The 23,435-nt window shown below is 56.9% G+C and carries 23 protein-coding genes; all 23 read right to left on the reverse strand.

All coding sequences use genetic code 11. The features are described 5' to 3' along the window. The coding region (locus H5U02_07500) for a type II toxin-antitoxin system PemK/MazF family toxin (protein ID MBC7342281.1) at nucleotides 1-518 on the reverse strand (518 nt) is incomplete at its 3' end. A gap of 6 nt (nucleotides 519-524) precedes the next feature. Beyond that, nucleotides 525-3,194, reverse strand: a complete 2,670-nt coding sequence (locus H5U02_07505) for a pyruvate, phosphate dikinase (protein MBC7342282.1) — start codon at nucleotides 3,192-3,194, stop codon at nucleotides 525-527. After that, entirely contained in the window at nucleotides 3,178-4,017 is an 840-nt protein-coding gene (locus H5U02_07510) for a kinase/pyrophosphorylase (GenBank protein ID MBC7342283.1), read from the reverse strand. The genes H5U02_07505 and H5U02_07510 overlap by 17 nt, the downstream gene beginning before the upstream one ends. 12 nt (nucleotides 4,018-4,029) lie before the next feature. Next, nucleotides 4,030-4,668, reverse strand: a complete 639-nt coding sequence (locus tag H5U02_07515; protein MBC7342284.1) for a helix-turn-helix transcriptional regulator — start codon at nucleotides 4,666-4,668, stop codon at nucleotides 4,030-4,032. Nucleotides 4,669-4,747: 79 nt separating this feature from the next. Next, a complete protein-coding gene (locus H5U02_07520; GenBank protein MBC7342285.1) occupies nucleotides 4,748-6,829 on the reverse strand; it encodes a glycine--tRNA ligase subunit beta in 2,082 nt (693 codons plus the stop codon). A 17-nt stretch (nucleotides 6,830-6,846) separates the two neighbouring features. Further along, nucleotides 6,847-7,728, reverse strand: a complete 882-nt coding sequence (gene glyQ / locus H5U02_07525) for a glycine--tRNA ligase subunit alpha (protein ID MBC7342286.1) — start codon at nucleotides 7,726-7,728, stop codon at nucleotides 6,847-6,849. A 91-nt stretch (nucleotides 7,729-7,819) separates the two neighbouring features. Continuing rightward, on the reverse strand, nucleotides 7,820-8,239 hold the full coding sequence (locus tag H5U02_07530) for a DUF4342 domain-containing protein (GenBank protein ID MBC7342287.1): 420 nt from the start codon (nucleotides 8,237-8,239) through the stop codon (nucleotides 7,820-7,822). Between the two features lie 133 nt (nucleotides 8,240-8,372). Then, on the reverse strand, nucleotides 8,373-9,128 hold the full coding sequence (gene recO, locus H5U02_07535) for a DNA repair protein RecO (protein ID MBC7342288.1): 756 nt from the start codon (nucleotides 9,126-9,128) through the stop codon (nucleotides 8,373-8,375). A 43-nt stretch (nucleotides 9,129-9,171) separates the two neighbouring features. Continuing rightward, complete coding sequence (era, locus tag H5U02_07540; GenBank protein ID MBC7342289.1) at nucleotides 9,172-10,071, reverse strand: GTPase Era; 900 nt, start codon at nucleotides 10,069-10,071, stop codon at nucleotides 9,172-9,174. Between the two features lie 67 nt (nucleotides 10,072-10,138). Beyond that, on the reverse strand, nucleotides 10,139-10,291 hold the full coding sequence (locus tag H5U02_07545) for a hypothetical protein (GenBank protein MBC7342290.1): 153 nt from the start codon (nucleotides 10,289-10,291) through the stop codon (nucleotides 10,139-10,141). 151 nt (nucleotides 10,292-10,442) lie between these two features. Then, the gene (gene ybeY, locus H5U02_07550; protein ID MBC7342291.1) at nucleotides 10,443-10,895 is read right to left on the reverse strand and encodes an rRNA maturation RNase YbeY; all 453 of its coding nucleotides are present in this window, start codon (nucleotides 10,893-10,895) and stop codon (nucleotides 10,443-10,445) included. Beyond that, nucleotides 10,864-13,020, reverse strand: coding sequence for an HDIG domain-containing protein (locus H5U02_07555; protein MBC7342292.1), 2,157 nt, complete (start codon nucleotides 13,018-13,020; stop codon nucleotides 10,864-10,866). Before H5U02_07555 ends, ybeY begins: the two co-directional genes overlap by 32 nt. Next, entirely contained in the window at nucleotides 13,010-14,014 is a 1,005-nt protein-coding gene (locus H5U02_07560; protein ID MBC7342293.1) for a PhoH family protein, read from the reverse strand. The genes H5U02_07555 and H5U02_07560 overlap by 11 nt, the downstream gene beginning before the upstream one ends. A gap of 161 nt (nucleotides 14,015-14,175) precedes the next feature. Then, nucleotides 14,176-15,468, reverse strand: coding sequence for a sporulation protein YqfD (gene yqfD, locus H5U02_07565; GenBank protein ID MBC7342294.1), 1,293 nt, complete (start codon nucleotides 15,466-15,468; stop codon nucleotides 14,176-14,178). Next, nucleotides 15,468-15,701, reverse strand: coding sequence for a sporulation protein YqfC (yqfC, locus tag H5U02_07570; GenBank protein ID MBC7342295.1), 234 nt, complete (start codon nucleotides 15,699-15,701; stop codon nucleotides 15,468-15,470). Before yqfC ends, yqfD begins: the two co-directional genes overlap by 1 nt. 101 nt (nucleotides 15,702-15,802) lie before the next feature. After that, on the reverse strand, nucleotides 15,803-17,251 hold the full coding sequence (gene yqeC, locus H5U02_07575) for a putative selenium-dependent hydroxylase accessory protein YqeC (protein ID MBC7342296.1): 1,449 nt from the start codon (nucleotides 17,249-17,251) through the stop codon (nucleotides 15,803-15,805). Nucleotide 17,252: 1 nt separating this feature from the next. Continuing rightward, nucleotides 17,253-17,792, reverse strand: coding sequence for a hypothetical protein (locus H5U02_07580; protein ID MBC7342297.1), 540 nt, complete (start codon nucleotides 17,790-17,792; stop codon nucleotides 17,253-17,255). A 29-nt stretch (nucleotides 17,793-17,821) separates the two neighbouring features. Continuing rightward, nucleotides 17,822-18,838, reverse strand: a complete 1,017-nt coding sequence (floA, locus tag H5U02_07585; protein ID MBC7342298.1) for a flotillin-like protein FloA — start codon at nucleotides 18,836-18,838, stop codon at nucleotides 17,822-17,824. A 1-nt stretch (nucleotide 18,839) separates the two neighbouring features. After that, complete coding sequence (locus H5U02_07590; GenBank protein MBC7342299.1) at nucleotides 18,840-20,171, reverse strand: nodulation protein NfeD; 1,332 nt, start codon at nucleotides 20,169-20,171, stop codon at nucleotides 18,840-18,842. Nucleotides 20,172-20,517: 346 nt separating this feature from the next. Next, complete coding sequence (locus H5U02_07595; GenBank protein ID MBC7342300.1) at nucleotides 20,518-20,694, reverse strand: 30S ribosomal protein S21; 177 nt, start codon at nucleotides 20,692-20,694, stop codon at nucleotides 20,518-20,520. Between the two features lie 102 nt (nucleotides 20,695-20,796). After that, nucleotides 20,797-21,147 carry a histidine triad nucleotide-binding protein gene (locus tag H5U02_07600; GenBank protein ID MBC7342301.1) on the reverse strand — a complete coding sequence of 117 codons (351 nt, stop codon included), beginning with the start codon at nucleotides 21,145-21,147 and terminating at the stop codon, nucleotides 20,797-20,799. 153 nt (nucleotides 21,148-21,300) lie between these two features. Beyond that, the gene (gene mtaB, locus H5U02_07605; GenBank protein ID MBC7342302.1) at nucleotides 21,301-22,674 is read right to left on the reverse strand and encodes a tRNA (N(6)-L-threonylcarbamoyladenosine(37)-C(2))-methylthiotransferase MtaB; all 1,374 of its coding nucleotides are present in this window, start codon (nucleotides 22,672-22,674) and stop codon (nucleotides 21,301-21,303) included. Further along, nucleotides 22,664-23,419, reverse strand: a complete 756-nt coding sequence (locus tag H5U02_07610; protein ID MBC7342303.1) for a 16S rRNA (uracil(1498)-N(3))-methyltransferase — start codon at nucleotides 23,417-23,419, stop codon at nucleotides 22,664-22,666. The genes mtaB and H5U02_07610 overlap by 11 nt, the downstream gene beginning before the upstream one ends. Nucleotides 23,420-23,435 lie beyond the last annotated feature (16 nt).

Raw genomic sequence — 23,435 nt, forward strand, 5'->3', positions numbered from 1 at the left:
GCTCCAAGTTTATTTATTCCCCCTTTTTTGCCCACTCTCCTGCTTTTTGGCCTAACAATTGCCTCTTCCCCATGAAGATGAAGGCGCCTAAGCCACAGACCAACCTGGCGCAAGGTTTCAGGCGGAGCGTACCCTAAGAAGTTGGAAGGGAAAAAATTGGCTTTGTTTAGGGTGCGAGGTTGCCAGGCTAAGATGTAAGATTCCGGCGCCGGCAGATTGGTGGGCGGACCACCCTTCACCGGCACCGCAGCTAACTTGTCCTTAGCTCCAGGGCTGGTGGTAATGGGCAGGCAGACCACCGTAGTCAAAAACGGCGTCAGCGATTGGTTCTGAACCACCAGGAAAGGCCGAAACCCCCGGTGGACATGGTCAGGATCCCTACGGGTGCCACAAGCCGGGCACCAGACATGGTGCTCCGGCTCGGGCAGCCAGCCTACGAAGTTTTCCCCACAGACATCGCAACGCACATAAAACCCTAACGGATCAACCCGGTAGATATCTCCGAACCGGAACTGCAAAGGCCATTATTCCCCTTTGGTGGTTAATGGCTGGTTGGCCAGCGCTGCTTGCGCTGCCGCTAAGCGGGCCACCGGAACCCGGTAAGGCGAGCAGCTAACATAGTCTAACCCGATCTGGTGGCAGAATTCCACCGAGCTAGGTTCGCCCCCGTGTTCCCCGCAAATGCCGATGGGGAGGTTGGGTTTGGTCTTACGCCCCAGCTCCACTGCCATCCGCATTAGCTTGCCCACCCCGTCCCGGTCGAGGACGATGAAGGGATCGTCCTTAAGAATCTTCTCGTCCAGGTAGCGGGCCATAAACTTGCCCTCGGCATCGTCGCGGGAAAAACCAAAGGTGGTTTGGGTTAAGTCGTTAGTACCAAAGGAGAAGAAATCGGCTTGGGTGGCCACCTCATCGGCGGTAAGGCAAGCCCGGGGCATTTCGATCATGGTCCCTACGGTATACTCAAAGGAAGTACCCGTCTTGTCCATGACTTCCTTGGCTACCTCGACTACCATTTCCCGCAAACGGGACAACTCGTTGACGTGGATTACCAAGGGGATCTCTACTTCGGGAATTATTTTGTACCCTTCCTTGACCAGCTGAGCTGCAGCCTGGAAGATGGCGCGCGCCTGCATTCTATACACCTCGGGGAAGGTGATACCTAGGCGGCATCCCCGGTGACCCAGCATGGGGTTAAATTCGGACAGGGCCCGTACCTGCCGAAGCAGGCTCTCCTTGGCCTCGATCTCAGCCGCTGGCGCCTTACGATGTTTAAGCTCAAGAATCTCCACCATCAGTTCTTCAGCGTTGGGCAAGAATTCATGCAACGGCGGATCCAGCAAGCGGATGGTAACCGGCAGGCCCTCCATAGCTTTGAGGATTTCGTAGAAATCGCCCTGCTGCATGGGCAAAAGCTTATCCAGGGCCGCCTTCCGCTCCTCCTCATTGCGGGCCAGGATCATTTGCTGGACGATGGGCAGGCGATCTTGACCCATAAACATGTGTTCGGTGCGGCACAGGCCTATGCCTTCGGCCCCGAATTCCCGCGCCCGCCTGGCATCCTCGGGGGTATCAGCGTTGGCCCGGACCGATAGCCGGCGGGCCTGGTCGGCCCAGGAGAGCAGCTGGGTAAACTCGGGGCTAAGCTGGGGATCGATCATGGGTACCTCACCCAGGATTACCTGCCCGGTTCCGCCATCAATGGAGATGACGTCGCCCTTTTTAATTACCCGGTCGCCTACCGTAAACTGGCCCCGGTCGTAGTCGATCTTGATGGCATCGCAGCCGGTTACCGCTGGCTTGCCCATGCCCCGGGCTACTACCGCTGCATGGCTGGTCATGCCGCCCCGGGAAGTGAGCACGCCCTGGCTGACCACGATCCCGTGAATGTCATCGGGAGTAGTTTCGGTACGAACCAGGATTACTTTTTCACCCTCCTGGCCCAGCCTCTCCGCCTCATCGGCATCAAAGACCACTTTCCCGCTCCCCGCCCCAGGGGAGGCCGGCAGGCCCTTAGCCAAAACCTCCAACTTGGCCTCAGGGTCGATCCGGCGGTGCAACAGCTGGGTAAGAGCGCCAGCGTCCACTCGCCGGACCGCTTCCTCCTTGCTGATGAGGCCTTCCGCCACCATATCTACAGCTATTTTCACTGCGGCTTGGGCGGTCCGCTTGCCGTTACGGGTCTGCAACATGTAGAGCTTACCCCGCTCAATGGTAAACTCCACGTCCTGCATTTCCCGGTAGTGCTGCTCGAGCAGCTCGCAAACCCGGGCAAACTGTTCATATACCGCCGGCATCTTGTCCTTTAAGGTGCTGATGGGCTGGGGAGTGCGAATGCCGGCTACCACGTCCTCGCCCTGAGCGTTAATTAAGTACTCGCCGTACAGCACCTTTTCCCCGGTAGCGGGGTTTCTGGTGAAGGCCACCCCGGTGCCGCTGTCGTCGCCGAGGTTTCCAAACACCATGGCCTGGATGTTAACCGCCGTACCTAAATCATCGGGGATCTTATTGATCCTGCGGTAGACAATGGCCCGGTGGTTGTTCCAGCTATCGAACACCGCCCGGACCGCCAGCATTAACTGCTCCAGGGGGTCCTGCGGGAACTCACGACCGGCCTTGGCTTTCACCAATTGCTTGTAATCGTCTATGACCCGGCGCCAAGTGGCCGGAGAAACCTCGTAATCGAATTTAACCCCTTGTTCCTTTTTATGCTGCTCCAAGATATGTTCAAAGGCATCATGCTCTATGTCCAGCACCACGTTGGAAAACATCTGGATGAAGCGGCGGTAGCAGTCGAGGGCAAACCGCTCATCGTTGGTGGCAGCCACTAGCCCCTTCAAAGTCTCATCGTTTAAGCCTAAGTTGAGGATGGTATCCATCATGCCCGGCATGGAGACTGGAGCTCCCGACCGAACGCTTACCAATAGAGGGTTCTTGTCATCGCCAAATCGCTTCCCAGTGGCTTCTTCCACCGCCACCAACTTGCTCTTTATTTCTTCTTCCAGCCCGGGGGGAAACTTTCGCCCCAGGCGGTTGTATTCGTTGCAGGCCTCGGTGGTAATGGTGATCCCCGGCGGCACCGGCAAGCCGATTCCGGTCATCTCGGCCAAGTTGGCCCCTTTGCCGCCCAAAAGGGCCCGCATGTCCGCCCTTCCCTCGTGAAACAAATACACGTACTTATGACTCACTGACATACTGCTCCCCTTTCATATAAATTTGCAGGACTTTGCTGGCCGTCTCCTCTACGGCCCGATTGGTAACATCGATCACGGCACAGCCCAAACGCTTCATGATTGCTTCCGCATATCCCAGTTCCTGCTGGATCCGCTCCAATTTGGCATAATGGGCATCAACGTTGAGCCCCAACGATTTTAGCCTTTCCTGGCGGATTTCATTTAAAAGCTGGGGATTTATGGTTAAGCCCACAATCCGGCTACTAGGGATTTGGAACAACTCCTCTGGGGGCGCTACCTCTGGAACCAGGGGCACATTGGCAGCCTTAATGCGCTTATGGGCCAGATACATGCAAACCGGAGTTTTCGAGGTCCGGGATACCCCAATCAGGACTATGTCAGCCAACATTAGGCCGCGAGGGTCTTTGCCATCATCATATCTAACTGCAAACTCGATGGCTTCCACCTTGCGATAGTATTGCTCATCCAGGCGCCGGATCAGCCCCGGCTCCAACCGCGGAGTCATGGAAGTCACTTGCTGGATGCCATATATCAACGAGCTCAATAGATCGACGGTAGGCAGTCCCCGGCTCCGGGCCAATTCTTCCAAGTAGGCCTTGAGTTCCGGAACCACAATGGTATAAGCGATCAGGCTGCGGAACCCGCTGGCTTCTTCAATCGCCCTTTCCAAGGTGGCCTTATCGTTTACATAAGGAACCCGGCGCAGCTCGATCTTGCCCGAGTCAAACTGGCTGGCCGCCGCCCGAACCACAAGCTCGCCTGTTTCTCCCAGGGAATCAGAGATAACGTAAATGACCGGTCTGAGATCATTGTCGGCCGTCATTTTTTTCCCCCTCTACTTGCCCTCGCCCAATTCTACAAATAAGCGAGTTATGGTGGTCTTAGTGATCCGACCCACCACCTCGGTTTTCTCCTTGCCATTAGGCCCCACCACTACCCGTACTACCGGTAAAGCATCCACCTCGTTTTCTATAATCTTCTTGGCTGCCGTAAACACTGTATCCTCAGGACTAATAGTCACAATATGCGGTCGGCGAGTCATGATGACGGTGACCGGCAGCTCCCGTAGGTTGGCATTACCCATGGCTGCCTTGAGCAGGTCCTTGCGTGAGACTACCCCTTCCAGATTACCGCCCTCAGCCACTACAAACAGGGTACCTACGTCTTCCACAAACATGGTGACGATGCTATCGTAGACCGTAGCTTGCTGGCTCACAACTACCGGCACCGATTTCAGGTCTTTTACCCGGAGGTTACGGATGTGCTCCGCTACTACGGTCTGGGGCGACTTGCCGCTGTAAAAGTACCCTACCTTCGGCCGAGCCTCCAGGATACCAGCCATGGTAAGAATGGCCAAATCTGGCCGTAAAGTCCCCCGGGTCAAGTTAAGCTTTTCGGCAATCCGATCGCTGCTAATCGGTCCCGAATCCCTGACGATCTCGATTATGCGCTGTTGCCTGCCAGTTAGCTTCATCAGGCCACCTTCCGTGCTCCCAGTACCGGCATGGACTGGCAACCGGTGGATTGCCAGTCCGCTCTGTTGCCATCTCTACCTAGGCCACTACTACTTGAGACAGGTCCGCCACCTGGCCAATGTAGCCAGCAATCCGCCGCAACAAGGCCAATCGGTTAGCCCGGATAGACTCATCTTCGGCCATTACCAAAACACCATCAAAGAAAGCATCGATGGCCTCTTTAAGCCCGCTCATGGCGATAAAGAAACCCAAATAATCTCGCTGGCGTAGCTTAGAGTCCGCCTGAGAACGAATGGCCTGGAACTGCTCCCACAGCCTCTGCTCTACTGGTTCCACCAACAGCTCTGGGCGTACGTGATCGTGGCGAGCATGGGTAGCAAGGTTGGCTGCCCGGGTGTAAGCGGTAAGCAAAGCCCCGAAGCGCGGATCTCCCCGGAAACTGGCCAGCGCCTGGGCTCTGTCCCAGGCGGCAGCCACATCATCGCACCCCGCTGCCATAACCGCGTTGACGAGATCATAACGGATGCCCTGGCCTTCCATCATTCCTTCCAGGCGCTGCTGCAAAAAGCCCATAACCTCGCCTACTGCCTGCTGCCGATCCAGTTTAAAGGCGACACCGGCATACAGATCATAAGCCTCCTGGATTAAATCGCTCAGGGAAAGGTGTAGGTCCCGAGCCACTAGGATCCGGCACACACCCAGCCCTTGCCGCCTCAAGGCGTAGGGATCCTGCGAGCCGGAAGGGGAAAGCCCCAAAGCCAAGAACCCAACCAGGCTGTCGATCTTGTCCACTAGGCTGAGGATAGCTCCTGGCCAGGTAGCAGGCAGAGCATCTTCAGCCGACCGGGGCAAGAGGTGCTCGCGGATGGCGGTGCCTACGGCTGGGCTCTCGCCAGCAGCCCTGGCATAATAATCGCCCATAATCCCCTGCAGCTCGGGGAATTCGTATACCATTTGCGTCAACAAGTCAGCCTTGGCCAAATAGGCCGCCCTTTCGGCCACAGCCACATCTTTAGCACTAGCTTCGAGAATCCTGCCTAGGTACAGAACGAGCTGGCCCAGGCGCAGAGTCTTCTGGTACATATTGCCCAGACCTTCCTGGAAGACTACGCCTTTGAGATCCTCAACCCGGGATCCTAGTGGTGAGGCCAAATCTTCCTGGTAGAAAAAGCGGGCGTCAGCCAGCCTAGCCCGCAGCACCTTTTCATTTCCTTGGCGCACCACTTCCATAAAGTCCCTACCGCCATCGCGAACGGCCACAAACAGAGGCAAAAGCCCTGCCCCATCCTGGCGCCAGATGGGAAAGTAACGCTGGTGGTCGCGCATGGGGGTGGTAAGCACTTCCGGCGGCAGGCTGAGGAATTCCTCATCAAAGCTGCCCACGAAGGCGCTGGGGTGCTCCGCCAAAAAGTTTACTTCCTCGAGCAGGTCCTGGTCAGGTTCCACCCTGCCCCCGTGATCCCGAGCCAGCTCCTCCACCTGGTCCCAGATAAGTTGGCGACGTTCATCGGGATCCACCACCACTCCTGCCTTGCGCATCTCTTCCACGTACAGGCGAGGCAGGGTAATGGTTACCGGCCCGGGATGGAGCACCCGGTGGCCGTAAGATTGGTTAGAAGCACAAAGACCGTTAAGCGTCACCGGTATCACGTCTTCCCCGTATAGGGCCACCAACCACCTGATGGGACGAATGAATTTTAGATCGTGATCTCCCCAGCGCATGGGATGGGCTACGTTCAGGCTCAGGATAAGCTCCCCCAGCAATTGGGGAAGAATGCTCATCGTCCTTTGGCCGGCAAACACCTTCCGGGCAAATACATAGCTTCCCCCAGGCAACTCTTTGACGACTAGATCTTTTACTTCCACCCCTTGGGACCGGGCAAAGCCAAGGGCAGCCTTGGTAGGTTCGCCATCGGGCCCAAAGGCAGCTTTCTTGGGCGGCCCCTTGACTTCTTCCACCGCCTCTCTCTGCTCTTGGGCCAGCCCGGTTACCAAAAGGGCCAAGCGCCGGGGTGCCCCATATACTTGTATCCCTTGGTAGTCCAGCCGCGCTTGATCCAACTGCTCGGCCGCCCGCCGCTTGAGCTCGGACAAGAGCTGAGGAGCCAAGCGGGCGGGTACCTCTTCCACTCCAATCTCCAAAAGCAAGTCTGGTTGCATCTTCTGCCTCCTCGAAGCTATGCCGTCTGGGACGAACGTAACAAAGGATAGCCCAGTTCTTCCCGCTGTTTCAAATAGCCCTGGGCGCAGAGATAAGCTAGATGCCTTACCCGGGCCAAATACGCCGCTCTTTCGGTTACGCTCAAGGCACCGCGGGCGTCCAAGAGGTTGAAAACGTGGGAACACTTGAGCACATAATCATAAGCTGGTTGGACTAGGCCCAGCTCGATGACCCGCTTGGCCTCAGCCTCAAACAGGTTGAAGAGCTGGTAAAGCATGTCCTTGTTGGCAGCCTCAAAATTGTACTTGGAGTAATCCACCTCGGCCTGGTGGTGGACATCCCCATAGGTAATGCCTGGAGACCAGGTAATATCAAAAACGCTGTCCACCCCCTGGATAAACATGGCCAGCCGCTCCAATCCGTAGGTTATCTCCGCCGCCACCGGTCGGCAGTCTATACCCCCGCACTGTTGAAAATAAGTAAACTGAGTGATCTCCATCCCATCCAGCCAGACTTCCCATCCCAACCCCCAGGCGCCTAAACTAGGGCTTTCCCAGTTATCTTCCACAAAGCGTATATCATGCTGGTGTCGGTGGATGCCGATCTGTTCCAGGCTCTTAAGGTAGAGGTCTTGAACGTTATCGGGAGAGGGTTTGAGAATAACCTGGAATTGATAATAGTGCTGCAGGCGGTTGGGGTTTTCGCCGTACCGGCCGTCGGTGGGGCGGCGAGAGGGTTCCACGTAAGCCACCCTCCAAGGCTCCGGCCCCAGGACCCGAAGGAAGGTAGCCGGATGCATGGTTCCCGCGCCCTTCTCTAAATCATAAGGCTGCTGAATGATGCAGCCGGCATCGCTCCAAAATTGCTGTAAAGCAAAGATCAACTCCTGGAAGGTCAATGGCAGCTTCACCCTCTGCAAGTAAAATCCTGGCACAAGGCCAGGTGAATACCATGCATAAATTTAGCAAATGCCTACCAAAAATTCAACGTTATTCAAACCGTCGCTCTTCAGTCTCACCACCGGGTCGCTCAATTTCTAAGGTATAGCGGTTAATCAAAGCTGATACCGCGCCGATGCCGGTGAGAACCGCCACCAAGGGGCTGGCTAAGATGGCTATGACCCCCACTGCCCCCACGCTGGCCGGAATTTCCACTATAGTCTGGTTGTCCTTCTTTAACCGGATCTTGGTGACCCTTCCCTTTTCAATTACATCCCGCAACCAGTTCAAGGCGCCTTGCACCTTCTCTTGACCTATCCGGTCCAAAGCAGGCCGGCGCCTTCGGTTTTCCAGGCGAATTAGGGCTTCCACCACATCTCCTTTGACTTCGTCCAATACCTTCTTGGCTTCCTCATAGCTGACCGCAAACCGTTCCCGCAATAGATCTATCTTTTCTAGCTCTTCATCCATCCCTGTACACCTCCTCCTTCAGGAATAACTCACTTCCACCTGGGGCGCTGGCACCGGCTCCAGATGGGGCCAGTTCTTCCGCCAGAGCGCTTTCCCCGCCCCTGTCCGCTTTTATACTTTTTGCCCTCGGACGTCAACTTTTATGCGCTAGCAAGCGAGGACTTTTGAGGCGCTTTTCCAGCCGTACCTCAATGTAACGGGCCAAGGCCGCGCCCAACTCCTTCCTCAAGCCAACCGATAGCTTTAGTCGCTCCAATTTGGCCAAAGGCACCATTAAAAAGTGGTGCAGCACGGCTACGCTGCCGGCAGAGATGGCCATAGCCGCCGGGTCCTGGGGTGCGCACTGGGAGCAGAGTACCCCACCCAACTGGGGGCTGAACACCACTGGCTGGGATTGGCCTTCTAATCCCTGGCCACAGTAAGCGCAAGCTTGAAGGCGGGGCTGGTAGCCCAGCTGGCTCAGAAACCGGATCTCAAACCACCTCAGCACCAGCTCCGCATCCACTACCCCAGAATTGAGCTGGCGCAGGCAGGTTAAGAGCAGGGTAAATGCTCTCGGATCGGCTTCTTCAGAAGGTATGAATGCGTCTACCAGCTCGGCTAGATACTCAGCCGCCCTAAATCGCTCCCAATCGGCAGCAATGCCGTCAAAGCTTTCCCGCATTCGGCCCTGGGTCAAGGTATGCAGATTTTGGCCTGCATAAAGGACCACATCGCTATGCACGAATAACTGGGCGCAGGGACGAAGGGTACTGTGGAGCCGCCGCACCCCCTTGGCGATAGCCCCGATCTTTCCGCGGCTAGGGCTATAGAGGGTGAGCAGTTTATCCGCCTCCCCATATTCTCGCTCTCGGATTACCAAGACTTCAGCCTTGTACAGGCCCGGCATCCCTGAAAACCCCCTGGCCAGCTAGGGTCCCTATAACCCCTTCCTAATCATAGCCCAGCTGCCGAAGCGCTACCTGATCCTGCCGCCATTCCTTCTTGGTCTTCACCCGTAAGTCCAGGTAGACGCGAACGCCTAACCAAGCTTCCATATCCTGGCGGGCAAGCTGGCCGATGGCCTTAAGCATTTGCCCTTTATGACCAATTATAATTCCTTTTTGGGACTCCCTTTCCGTATATAAGGTAGCCCGAACGTAGATAAGCTCTTCCGAGCGCTTGGTTATCTCCTCTATGCCCACAGCAATCCCGTAGGGCACTTCGTCACGGGTAAGGGTAATGGCTTTTTCCCGGATGATTTCTGCCAAGACAAAGGCCTGGGGCTGGTCGGTAACCATGTCCGCCGGGTAATACTGAGGGCCGGGCGGCAAGAATTGGCCTATGGCGTCCATAAGCTCCTTTAGGCCGGTACCATTTAATGCGGAGACGGTCTGAACGTGAGAAAAGGGATACAGGCCCCGGTAAACCTCGATGCGGCCGGGCAAGATTTCTGCGGGAATGAGATCTTCTTTATTGATCACTAGGATAACCGGTACCGACAATCCGGAAAGGAAGCCAGCTATATGCTGCTCCCCTCCAGCTGGAAGAACTGAACCATCCACTACCCACAGGACTACTTCTACCTCGGTTAAGGATTTCCGCGCTACCTCCACCATATAGTCTCCCAAAAGGTTGCGCGGCCGGTGGATGCCGGGAGTATCTACAAAGATGATCTGCAATCCCGGGGAAGTGTAAACCCCATGGATGCGGTTACGAGTGGTCTGGGGCTTATCAGAAACAATGGAGACCTTATGCCCGGTCAGGGCATTAACCAAAGTAGATTTGCCTACGTTGGGCCTACCCACCACAGTAGCAAATCCAGACCTAAATTCGCCCTTCTCGCCTTGCATTGGTTCCGCCAACCTTGCTCCTCCGAAAAAACATATATTTCCAACTGCCCAGCACTCAACCTTGAGTCTAACGTAAACCGGCAAGGTACCGGCTATCCAGGTCAGTTAGATCCCATACCTCTAGTCCCAATTTGAGTGCTGGGTCCGGCCCGCCTCCACCCTCACTGTCGCTAAGGTGGCTTAGCCGCTCGGTCCAGCACTCAATTCGCAACCCATTCACCAGGCATCCCCCGGGTAGGCATTAAGACGTCCTTAGAAGGTCCTGGTCGCCTGCTGCTTGAGTGCTGGATCGCTTCCGGAGCAGCGGGCCGCCCTCGCCAGCCGCCAGCTAGTAGCCTGACGGACTGGGCCTGGGCCATGCCCCGCCAGTCCTACTTGTTATTCATGCACTCATCCAAAATGGCTTTCTCCTTGGCCCGCATCCGGGCTGCCTCTTCTTCGGTTTCGTGGTCGTAGCCTAAGAGGTGAAGCGTTCCGTGGACCGCCAAGAAAGCTAACTCTCGCTCTAGAGAGTGACCTAGCTCCTGGGCCTGTTCTGCTGCCCGTTCCACCGATATGATTACCTCGCCCAAGATAGGGTAGGGGTCATCCTCGGTACCGGAAAGGCTAAAGGAGAGCACGTCGGTTGCCTGGTCCTGCCCCCGGTAAGTGCGGTTTAGCTGCCTGATGCTCTCATTGCTCACCAGGACAATGCCTGCCTCCCCCTGAACCCCGGTATTGTAACCCTCTTCCCGCAAAGTTATCTCCATGGCACTCCGGAGCAATTCTTCCAGCTCCGGCGCCACCAACAGCTTATCCTGCTGGTTTTGCACGTACAGCTCCACCGCTGGCCTTTCTCCTTTCCATTTCCTTTAAGACCGTATCCGGATATTCTATGCGGGTATGGAAAACCCCGGTCAGGATGCGCAGGAAAGCCTGGGTAATAGCATCCAGCTCCTTAAAAGTCAGATCGGACTCTTCTAACTGACCATCTTCCAGCTTCTCCTTTATTATTCTCCTCACCAAGCCTTCCATGCGGCCAGGAGTAGGCTTCTGCAACGCCCGCACCCCTGCTTCCACGCTGTCGGCCAGCATGACGATGGCAGTCTCCTTGCTCTTGGGCTTTACCCCCTCATAGCGATACTCGGTATCGGACACGCTCTCGGTGCGATCAGCTTCCACCGCCTTGGAATAAAAGTACGACACTAGGCTAGTTCCATGGTGCTGTTCAATGAAATCGATTATTACCTGGGGCAAGCGATTTTCCTTGGCCATTTCCACCCCATCTTTGACGTGGGTAGTTATGATCAAGGTGCTCAAAGAAGGGGTCAGCTTGTCATGGGGGTTCTCCCCAGCAAACTGGTTTTCAATGAAGAAATAGGGCCGCTTGATCTTGCCGATGTCATGATAATATGCGCCCACCCGTGCCAAAAGGGCATCGGCCTTGACCGCGTTGGCTGCCGCTTCCGCTAAGTTCCCCACCAGAATAGAGTGGTGGTAAGTGCCCGGGGCTTCCACCAAGAGCTGCCGCAAAAGCGGCTGGTTGGGGTTGGAAAGCTCTAGGAGCTTAACCGCCGAAGTAATATTGAAAGCAGTCTCCAGGAATGGGAGGATGCCAATGGTTAAGACCGAGGACAAGATGCCGTTTAAGAGGGCCATAGCTCCACCAATGGAGATGTAGCTAAAAGTAACATTAGCCACCAGGCCAATGGCAATCACGGTGATGGCATTAGCAGCCATTATAAAAAGGCTGGCCCGAGCCAAGTCCAAACGTTGGGAAAGCCTGGAGACGCTATATACTCCCACCAGGCCACCTACGATTCCCACCAGGGCAAAGTTGAGCTGGTTCCCAGTCATAACCCCTAAAAAGATGCCCATGGCCAGGGTGCTAACCACAGCTATGCGCGCATCCAACAGAATGGCAATGAGCATGGAGCCAGCCGCTGTCGGGGCTAGATATCCGGTTAAAGTCGATAGCCCAGCTTGGCCACCCAAGCTAATAGAAGTTAGGCCCTTGGCTACAGCCAAAGTCACCACTATGATGAGGCCCAGAAGCAAAAGGTGCGGCAACCTTTGATAGATGCTGCGGTGGTTTTGGTACAGATAAACCCAAAGCAAAGCGTAGGTTATGGCGCTGAGGAGTACTATCCCCAAAAGCCCCAAAAAGGAGAAGCCAGAGCGCAAAAGCCCTAAGTGGCGCAGGGTTTCGATGTGAACGTCGGTAACCAGATCGCCGACCCCCAGCACCTTTTCGCCCTGGCGCACTGTCACTTGTACCGGAGCAATCTTGTTGGCCGCCTCAATCTGTTTCTGGCGGGTGGCAGCTGCATCATAAATTAAGTTGGGCCGCAACCGCAGCGACTTGATGACCGCCCCACAAAACTCCTGGACCCCGGGATTGGAGCTCAGGCTCTCCGCTTCCTCCAGCATGTTCTGGCGGGCAGCATTAAGCCCCTGCTGCTGCACCCCTCCGGCCATGGTTCGCCGCACCATCGCCTTGAGATCGTTTTCTAGGTCACCTACCGCTTGATCGCTTAGGGAAAGCACCGCCCGGCCGGAGCGGTCGGATAGATTTAATCCGGTGGAGTTGTTCAAATCCTGCAGCTTGGCAGCGGTATTGCCAGTGCTAGAGCGCACCGCCCGCAGGTTCTGAAACACGCTGGCCACTTGGTTCTCCGCTTCTACTGCCGCCGAATTGTCCAAAGTATAAACCGGCTCAATGGCTTCCTGGGCCTTTTGCTTCTCCCGAGCCGTCAAAATATCGCTGACAAAAACCATTCCCTGGGGCGCATAAAAGTCGCGCGGGCTGCGCTGGCCTACCTCCAGCCCCACCGATGATGGCAACCAGTTGAGGCTCAAAAGGGCCACGGTAATACCAAAAAATACTGCCCACCATGCCAACCGCTGGATAGCAGTACTGCGGCTCAAGCGTTGCCAGCTTTCCCAAATCCGGCCCCATTTAGGTACCATGGCCTTCGAGCTCCTGTTCCCTTTGCTCATATCGTTCGTAAGCCTCTATAATCTTTTGCACCAACGGGTGCCTCACCACGTCGGCCTGAGTGAGGTATTGGAAAGAAATACCCTTGATACCCCTAAGGATCTTCTGAATTTCCACCAGTCCAGACAAACTTTCCCGAGGTAGATCGATCTGGGTGACATCGCCAGTGATTACCGCCTTGGAGCCAAACCCTAGCCGGGTGAGGAACATTTTCATTTGCTCCGGGCTGGTATTTTGAGCTTCATCAAGGATGACAAAAGCATCGTCTAAAGTCCGGCCCCGCATGTAGGCCAACGGCGCCACTTCGATTATGCCCTTTTCCATGTATCGCTGGGCTACTTCTAGGCCCAAGATATCGTAAATACTATCATACAAGGGTCGAAGATAAGGGTTGACTTTTTCCTGTAAGTCTCCGGGCAAGAATCCCAGCTTTTCCCCCGCCTCCACTGCGGGCCGGGCCAGGATAATACGGCTGATTTCTTTGTTCTTGAGGGCGCTCACCGCCATTACCACAGCCAGATAAGTCTTGCCGGTGCCAGCAGGCCCAATGGCAAAGACGATATCATTCTCGCCCATGGCCCGTAAATAACGCTTCTGCCCCAATGTCTTGGCGCGAATCTGCTTACCGCGGGGGGTAACATAAAAGACTTCGCTTAACGATGCCGCTAAGCGAGCATCTTTCGTTTCCTGCTTCTCGGTTACTTTAAGAACATAATTAATGGTAGGAATATCAATGTCGTTCCCAGAGCGGGCCAAATCGATTAGCTGCTTAAAGACGGTCTCGGCTAAGGCAACCTCGGCATGACCGCCGGAAATCACGATTTCGTTGCCCCGGCCGCTAATGTGGGCGTCCAAGTGCTCCTGCAAAAAACGGAGATTCTCATCCTGGTTGCCAAAAAGGCTAGCTGCCTCGCCGTTGGTTCCCACCAGCAACCGAACCTCGGCCGTTTTGGTCAAATTCGGCATACCCCCAATAAGGTTAAAATAGTCTTCAAACTTCATTATATCGCTACCATCTCAATACCTCAATTACAATTACAAATTGCGGAGCATCCCAGTTTTTAGCTGGCTCGGCTTGGGCTTGGGGCAGTGTGCCTGGTTGTGCAGCTAACCACAGAGGGCACTCGTTAGCGGGAAGGTTGGGCTTGGGGTTGGGGTTGGGGATTGGCCTCCTTGGGGTAAGGTAGGAGCTGGCTAGCGGCGATATCCTCGATCACCACCACCTGTACTTCCACTCCCACTTGGCCGGGCTCTAGCTCTGCCTGGTCGAGGTCGCGGATGGACTCGCAAACCAGACGGTAATGGGATGGCAGCATGGCCTCCACCTGTCGGCGAGCAGCCAGGCGGGCTCTTTCCTTGGCTTGGGAGGGAGTGAGGACGTGCCGGTAAGGCTCGACCTCCCGGTAGATTATCCTATTGATGGACATAGGGAGATATTGGGAAACCCAGGCGGGCAACACCGGCTGCTTCACCACCTCCACCTGGCTAAAGGGTGAGGACTTGGGGCCAATCACTACCTCCGAGGATCCTACCGCCAGGGAAATGGCGCTCTTTTTTCGGCCGGTGGGAAGGAAACGGCCTTCCACCAGCGAGGCCGTGGCCTTACCTCGGTACTCAACTCGGCCTCGAACTATGGCCCGGGCATGGACGTAAAGGGGGGTACCAGCTTCCACTGGAGGTTTGGGCGAACCGGGCTCGGTTTCGGGCGCCGTTTCTTGCGGCAGTTCCCCAGAAACCAGAACCTGCCCCCGGTGCACCGTGTCACCTACCTTCACCAGCGGGTGGCCGGAAAGCACCAGCATCTCCTCAATAATGGCATCCTTAGCCGCTACCACATGGGCGGGTTGGCGAGCTTCTTGCTCGCTAGGAGTGGGCAGAGTCTTTTCGGCAATGCGAATCAGAGCCCGGCTGCCCTGGATCTCTATTTCCACCCAGGAGACCTGGGGAAGGAGAGCCAGCTTCTGTTTGACCAGCTCCCAGTTGACCGCGCTTTTGGGCACCCCCGGCCTTAGGTTCTGGCTGCGAGCAATTTCCAAGATCTGTTGGTAATGAAGGCGGTGGGGTCCTTTTTCGGTGTAAACACTCACCACCCAAACCCAAGAGGAAAGAAAATAAAGGCCCAGCACAAAACCGATGGCTCCCCAAGCTAGCATAGGCCGACGGCGCAACCGGTACAGCCAAAAAGGCAGGCCTACCTTGCGCCGGATGCGCACCCGGCTATGGGTAGCCCGAGCCAGGGGCCGGAGGCTTTTAAAGCCGGGAATAGTAGTGCGCGCCTTAAGCCATTTTTCCCCCATAGTCACATCGCCCAAAGGGATACGAGAGGCCAAGGCCGAATTCAAGAACTGCCCAAGGTTTTTGCCGCAGGCAGTTATTTCCACGTAGCCCTGAACGAAATCGCCCCATGGTACCCTTGGCATTAGCGCAGGTCCCCCAACGCGATGGTCAGAATCTTGCCCTCCAGGGCGATCTCCTCGCCGCTGATGTTGCGCAAAGCCAGATTATCCCCGGTGATAGTGATGGCCCTGGGGCTAGCCTGCACCCTTACCCTCTGGGGGGTAAACTCAGTTATGCCTTGGTGATTTTCAATAAAGAGCTGGTGGTCACCGATCACCACTATCCGGGACAAATTGAGCAGTATATCCTTGGGCATACCCAGGCTCTCCGCCAAGGCTTCCCGCCAGCGCGAAGGACGATGGTTGGCCAAGAGCTTTCGCCCCCTTCGCTACCCAAAATATGCCAGGGAAGCCAGCTTTAGTACGATTTGGGAGGACAGAGCCAGCTTGAATATGACTTAAGGGCCAAGTAAGAGGGTAGGTCATCGATATCGGCCAAGATGCCGCGGCAGCGGACTGGAACTTCCAAGAGCTGCTGGCGATGGCGTTCCAACACTGGGCGGCCTCCGCGATCCCCACTAATCTCAAAAAGCTCGGGAAAGAGTCCTCGCCCAAACAATACCGGATTGCCCATTTGGCCCCGAAAGGTTGGCGCCACTACCGGATTACCGTGCAAAGCATAAGCATCAATGAGGGCATCGATGACCTCGGGAGTTACCAGAGGCTGATCGCCCAAGAGAAATACGGCTGCATCCGCTCCTGGGCTTACCGCCCTGAGCCCAGCCAGGACGGAGGTGGACTGTCCCTCCTGAAATCGGGGGTTGAACGCCAGGCGAACCGGGTATGAACGCAGATTATCCTTGAGTTCCGCCGCCTGGTATCCCAGCACTACTACCACCTCCGCGGCCCTACTCCCGCAGGCCGAAGCCACCGTCTGCTCGAGGACAGTGCGCCCGCCCAAGGGCAGGGTTAGCTTGTTTTGGCCTGGCATCCGGCTCGAGGTCCCAGCGGCCAATACGATGGCCGCTACCCGCGGCCGGCAGCTGACCACCTGCGGGCTGAGAAACCACACCAGGGGCCTTGTGCCCTTGAAGCTAGTCAGTAAGGTAGGAAAACCTTGAGCCACCAAGCGCTCGGCCACTTCCCGGCCCCAAGTTAGCCGCTCCGGCGTCTCCACCTGATTCAGCACCGCCATGGTCCGGGCCCGCGGGGCCATAGACTGGGCCCGGTGCGCTTGGTAAGCTACCAGGTCGGCCAAGGCCGCCGGGGTGATTCTATCAGGCAGGGATGACCTCAGGTAGCAGCGGGCCAGCTTGGCTCGATGGACGTACCGGGAAGCAAGGGGCAACCCTAGGCTATTGATTCCGGCCACCACCAAGATCACGGTGCTGGCGCTGGGGACTTGAGGTTCATACCAATCCGGCACCTTAACCGGCTTGCCGGCAGCACCATCGGCCTCAACCAAGATGGCTCCCCCATCTTGCCCCATCTGGCGGCGCAGCTCATCTACCCAAAACCTAGGCAGCCCTTGTACCTTCCGGGACGGCAAGGCCTTTCGGCCAATGAACCAGCTCGGTGATATAGCTTGTCCATGCTCCTGATCAAACTGGGCCTGGCCCCTCAATTGATTAGCTAGATCCAGTAATTGGGCCCAGCCAGGCGCCCAGGCCATCTGGTCCACCTGGCCCGGTTTGGGCAACCACATCTTGGTAGTAGTGGAAACGACCACACGGGAGCCGGATGGCAGCTTAGCCTTCAGTTCCTGAGCTAAGCGATATATCAGCGTGGTCTTGCCCCCGCCACCTACTACCGTTACTAAGTCCGAAGCTGATAAGTTCAGCACTTGGTCCAAGGAGCCAAAACCCACCTCAATCCTCCCCCCGGTAGATGGGCCGCCAGGGCCGGCGGCAACGAGGCGGGCGCAGGATCTCTTCAAAGATGATCCCCAACACCACCGATTCCCGGTCCAGGGGGCCGGCAGCCAAAAGCTCCCGCCGGCGGTCAGGCTTCTTGGGCGCAGCTGACCCGGTGGCAACCATGGGGGGCAGGCTAGCGGCGGGTCCAGGGGCTGGCCCCACGGCTACCGGCAAAGGCGGTGGCTCCACTCGGGGTTCGGCGGGCAACGGCGTTGCCGCCGGGCCCGACACCGGTTCGACCTCAGGCTCTGCCTCTTCCGCATACGGACCCTCGCTCGGCTCCGGTAAGGGTGGCCAAGGTTCACCAAAGGGACCAGACGGACCAAAAGGTCCGCCCAAAGGATCCCAGGGCCGGACGACCGGCGGCCGCGGCGACACCTCCCCCGGCCCCCGCTTGGGCCGGCTTGCTCGGCGCCTCTGCCGCTGCGACTGGCCAGCCAATACCGAAAAGAAGATATATGCGATTACGGCTATCCAAAATAGAAGCTCCAATTGGGTCAGCTCCTCTGCAAAAACCGGAATTAGGGGTTGGCGCTGCCACCCCCGTAGGAGCTTTCGCTCAAAGCTTCACCGCCGGCCTTGGCGATAGCTCCTCGCATTTGGGTATCGGCCAAGAGATTTTGCAAATTGTAGTAATCCATGAAGCCAATCTTGCCTTCCTTAAGGGCTGAAGCCAGCGCCAATGGCACCTGGGCCTCCGCTTCTACTACTTTGGCCCGCATCTCCTGTACCGCCGCTTTCATCTCTTGCTCCCGGGCTACCGCCATAGCCCGACGCTCCTCAGCTTTAGCCTGGGCAATGCGCTTATCGGCCTCAGCCTGGTCGGTTTGTAGCTGGGCACCGATGTTGCGGCCCACATCCACATCGGCAATATCGATGGAAAGGATCTCAAAAGCAGTACCTGAGTCCAAACCCTTTTCCAAAACCGTCTGGGAAATGCTGTCGGGGTTCTCCAACACTTCTTTGTGCGAATTGGCCGAACCTACGGTAGTAACGATGCCCTCGCCCACCCGGGCGATGATGGTTTCTTCCCCAGCTCCGCCTACTAACCGCTCAATGTTGGCCCGTACGGTTACCCGGGCCTTGGCCTTAACTTCAATCCCATCTTTGGCCACCGCCGCTACTACCGGAGTCTCGATTACTTTGGGATTAACGCTCATCTGCACTGCTTCCAAAACGTTCCTTCCGGCCAGGTCGATGGCCGCCGCCCGCTGAAATCCAAGGGGAATATTGGCCCGCTCAGCGGCGATCAGCGCATCTACCACCCGGTCCACATTGCCGCCCGCGAGATAATGGGCTTCTAGCTTATCGACGCTAACATCCAGGCCCGCTTTCATGGCTTTGATCAACGGGTTGATAATCTTGGCTGGGGGTACCCGCCTGAGCCGCATGCCAATCAAGGTGAATATGCCCACCCTGACTCCCGCAGCCAAGGCAGAAATCCATAAACCCACCGGAATAAAGCTGAACAGAATCATTAAGGCGACTAGGGCGATGACCAAGATTATAATGAAATAAAGAGTAACAAAAGAAAACAAGCTATCCCTCTCCCTTCCCTACTAATGATTTTATTTCCCTCACCACTATGCGCGGACCTTCCACCTTGACTACCTGCACCCGGCTATTCCGGGGAATAAAGGCCCCTTCGGTTACCACGTCCCAGCGCTGGCCGGCAATTTCCGCGATCCCGGCCGGCCGCAGGGCACTGATGGCCACTCCTTCCTGCCCGAGGAGGTGGTGGGGCTCATAGTCAACTGCCACAAAACCTCCTTTTTTGTCCAGGCTGGTCTTGAGAACCAGACGGCTCCAAGCTCGGCGGGTGGGCAAGAACTTAAGGCTTACCCACACAGCCAGAGCTCCACCTGCAAGGGCCACTAGTAAATAAATGATGCCCGCTTCCAGGCTAGGTGAGGCCATAATTACGCTGGCCGCCAGGGCCAAGATCCCCCCTACTCCGGCCGCACCAAAGCCAGGAATTACAAAGGCTTCAAGCAAGACCAAGATCAGCCCTGCCGCTAAAAGGGCCAAAGAACTCCAGCCGGCATAGCCCGCGGCTACGTGGCCGCCAAAATAAAGGGCCAACGCGATGATACCGACCGTGCCCGCCACTCCAAAGCCAGCTGTGAGGGCTTCGATGATGGCTGCCCCCATCCCCACGGCCAGGAGGACCGGAGCCACATAGGGGTTGGTAACCCAACGGGAGATCTTCTCTCCCAAATTGGGAACCAGCTCCTCCACCTGGGCGCCGCTGAGGCCATAATGGTTCAATACTTCGGCCCGGGTACCTAGGACAGCATCGGCAACTTTTAATTTCAGGGCCTCCTCGGCGCTCAAAGTCAGCAAATGCCCACGGACAGAGGCATCGGCCATGGCCCTTGCTAGCTCCGGGTCTCGACCCCGAGCCTGGGCGGTTGCTGCCAGCTGCTGGCTCCAAAAGGATACCGTCTTGGGATCTGGCTTAGCATTGCTCAGAGTGCGCGGTTCGGCCGCTCCAATAGTAGTAGCCGGGGCCATAACCAGCTTCTGGCAGGCCAAAGCCACCATGGCTCCAGCTGAGGTAGCCCCCTCGCCACCGGCTACAAGCCCTATAGTCAAGACCGGTGCTCGCAAAATAGCATCGCGGATGACTATGGCCTGATCGATTAGGCCTCCAGGAGTATTGATTTCCAGCAATACCGCCCGATAGCCCTGGGCCTTTGCTTCATCCAGTCCCCGAACCACAAAGTTGGCCAATCCCCGGTCGATCATGCCGGTGACGGGAATCACCAATACCTGAGCGGTTGGCCCAGCTAAAGCAATAGGCATAATTGAGAAAACCAGCAAGATTACCAGCCAAAAGGTTGACAGTATTTTGACTACCCTCGGCTTCACCGTCCCACCCCCGCAACCAAGTCGTGGCTTGGCACCAGTTCAGATCCGAGTCGCCCAAACCAGCTCGATCCCTCGGGTCGCCGGTCCTCCGCTCCGTAATCCGGCGCGGAGCCACCTAGCGCTCCATCTCGGCTTCCGGTGACAGGGGAAGCAGCTGGCTTCGGCTTCGGAATTCCCCTCCTCTACCTAGTTTTTCCTTACCTAACCGTGCGGCTTGCAACACGAGGCACTGGGCTATAATGAAAAAGTCTGGTAAACAATTACCAGACTTCCGCCCTATCGCTCCCCAGCTCCTTGCCCTTGGTTCTTTGATCTTTTTTCTGAGGGAGGTTAACATTCTTTGTCATCAGTGCCATCTACGCTTCCGGGCTGCTTCTGATTTCTTCTTCCGGCGCACGCTGGGTTTTTCGTAGTGTTCCCTTTTCCTCACTTCCGCCAACACGCCAGCTTTTTGGCACGACCGCTTGAAACGGCGCAGGGCGCTATCCAAGGATTCATTCTTACCAACTCTAATTTCGCTCAAGCATATCCCTCCCTCCGCCAGAACCTAGGGCAAGTTCATTATACTACTTGGCGAATTTCCGCGTCAATCAACAATTTTCCGCCGTTAACTGCCGGCGTCTTATTACTTGCTCCAGCCGATGGGGGCTAACTGGTCGCCGCCTAGAAGGTGGTAATGTAGATGCATGACCACTTGGCCAGCATTGGGCCCGCAGTTGGTGAGCAGGCGGAAACCGGTGCTGCCAAGCCCCTTGTCCCGGGCGATTTGTGCCGCCACCTGTTGGATCTTGCCCAAGACCAGAGTTGCCTCTCCCCCTGCCTCGAGCAAGCTCGAATAATGTTCCTTAGGGATAATTAGGATATGTACAGGGGCTACGGGGTTAATGTCGTTGAAGGCCATGATCTGGTCGTCTTCATATACTACTTGCGAAGGAATCTGATGAGCTGCGATCTTACAAAAGATGCAATCTTCCATCTCAAGCTACCTCCTATTAAGGATCTTTTATTTCCGGCCTCCCAGCACTCAACCAGCGAAAGTCGCCAGCCCCGTAAGCAGCTTACTGTCTGCCCGGGGTGGACGCAACGCCTCAGTTCGTGAGTTGAGTGCTGGGTCCGCTCCGACCAGCACTCAACCGCTGTGCCCAAGCGGTTCCCCACCTTCCACCACGTAGTCCGGATTTACCCTTTGTATTGTAACCGTAGCCAAGCGGCCCTGCCAAGGTCCAGGGGCGGGAAAGTGAACTACCAGATAGTTGGGGGTATGGCCTTCCCACCAACCGGGCCGTTCTGGCACCGGCCGCTCCACCAGCACCTCTAGCTTGGTGCCCAGGAAGCCGGAGGCATACCGCCAAAACAGCTCTTGGGAAAGCTTGCGAAACTGGTGGCTTCGCTCTTCCTTCACCTGCGGATCAACTTGATCTAAAAGCTTGGCCGCCGCCGTACCCCGGCGCGGAGAATACTTAAAGACGTGCAAGCGGCTAAAGCCCATATCTCGGGTAAAGGCGAGCGAGTTTTGGTGCTGGTCTTCAGTCTCTCCCGGAAAGCCCACCATGATGTCGGTGGTAATCGCTAGGCCAGGCCGCGCCGCCCGAAGCGATTCCAGTAGCCGAGCAAAGTAGTCGGTATCATAATGGCGGCGCATGCGCGCAAGGATTGTGTCGTCCCCGCTTTGCAGGGGAATGTGCAGGTGAGGACAGAGAACCGGGCTCTCACCAACTGCCTCCACCAGCCCCGGACCAAACTCAATAGGCTCAATGGAGCTCAACCGTAAGCGCTTAAGCCCTGGAAGCGCCGCCAGCCGCCGTACCAGCTGGGCCAGATTCACCTCGCCCCCAACATCCCTGCCGTAGGCCCCCAGGCAGGTACCGGTAAGGATAAGCTCCAAGTATCCCATTTCTATCAACCGCCGGGCTTCTTCTACCACCTGCTCCGGAGCGCGGCTGCGCCAAGGTCCCCGAGCCAGAGGCACGATACAGTAAGAGCAAAAGTGCTGGCACCCCTCTTGGACTTTCAGGTAGGCGCGCGCATGAGCGGGGCGGGCGGGCGGCAGTTCTTCAAACTGTCTTAGTCTCGGCGTCGGAAGCACCTGCCCAGCCACCTTATCTCGGCCGGCCGCCCCTCTACCCTGCTTGAGCCGATGGCGCGCTTCCTCAACCAGCTGGGGCAACCGTAGCCGCTCGCCTACGCCCAGGATCACATCCACTTCCGGCAAGGCCGCCACCTCCTGGGGTGACGCTTGTGGGTAGCACCCGCTAGCGACTATTATGGCCTCCGGGTTCTGGCGGCGGGCCCGGCGGATAAGCTGGCGCGACTTGCGGTCAGCAATGTGGGTAACCGTACAGGTATGAATGACATAAACATCGGCCGGCTCATCAAAGCCGACCACGCGGTAACCAGCTTCCTGCATCAGCGCCTGAAGGCTTTCCGCCTCGCTTTGGTTGACTTTACACCCCAAGGCGCTGATGGCCACTGAAGCCTGCCCTGGGCTTCCCTCACTCGCCAACCAAATCGCCCCCTAGATCGCCCCACTCATAAAGAAGAATGCTCAAAGCCGCCAGGGCCGCAGTCTCGGTGCGCAGGATGCGCGCCCCCAGAGATACCGGCATCGCCCCCGCAGCCAGTGCCGCCTCCACCTCATCCCCGGCTAAACCGCCCTCTGGCCCCACCATCAGCGCCACTGCCGCCTCCCGGCTGGGCCTCGGCCGGGACCAGGATCGGAGGGCAGCCTTGAGGCTGGTAGCCCTCTCCCCTTCCCAGGCTACCAAGATTAAATCCGGCGGCTGCGCCCGGAGCTGAGAAAGGGCTTGTCGCCAGTCCACGGGGCTATAAACGGCCGGTACTTTTAGCCGTCCGGCCTGCTTGGCCGCCTCATGAGCCACCCTTTGCCAGCGCTGCCTTTTTTTCTCGGCCGAATCCGTTTCCGGCCGCGGCACCGCGTGGCGGGTAAAAACCGGCTGGACCGCGCTGACTCCAATCTCGGTAGCTTTTTGGACGATGAAATCCATCTTTTCTCCCTTAGCTAATCCCTGGTAGAGGGTAACCTGAAGCCTAGGCTCACGCCCTGGCGGCAAAGGTTGCTCTAGTTCGGCCACTAAAACCCCTTCCGTCACATTAGCAATCCGGGCCTGATAGCCATGGCCTTCTCCGTTAATCACTTCTATTCTATCCCCGGGGCGTAGCCGCAAAACCACAATGGCGTGGTGCGCCCCGGCGGCCGCCGCGCGCCCCAACCCCCGCGCAAAAAACACAACCCAAGACACCAAA

It is taken from the genome of Clostridia bacterium, assembly GCA_014360065.1.
In the GTDB taxonomy this organism is placed as follows: domain Bacteria; phylum Bacillota; class DSM-521; order Neomoorellales; family JACIYF01; genus JACIYF01.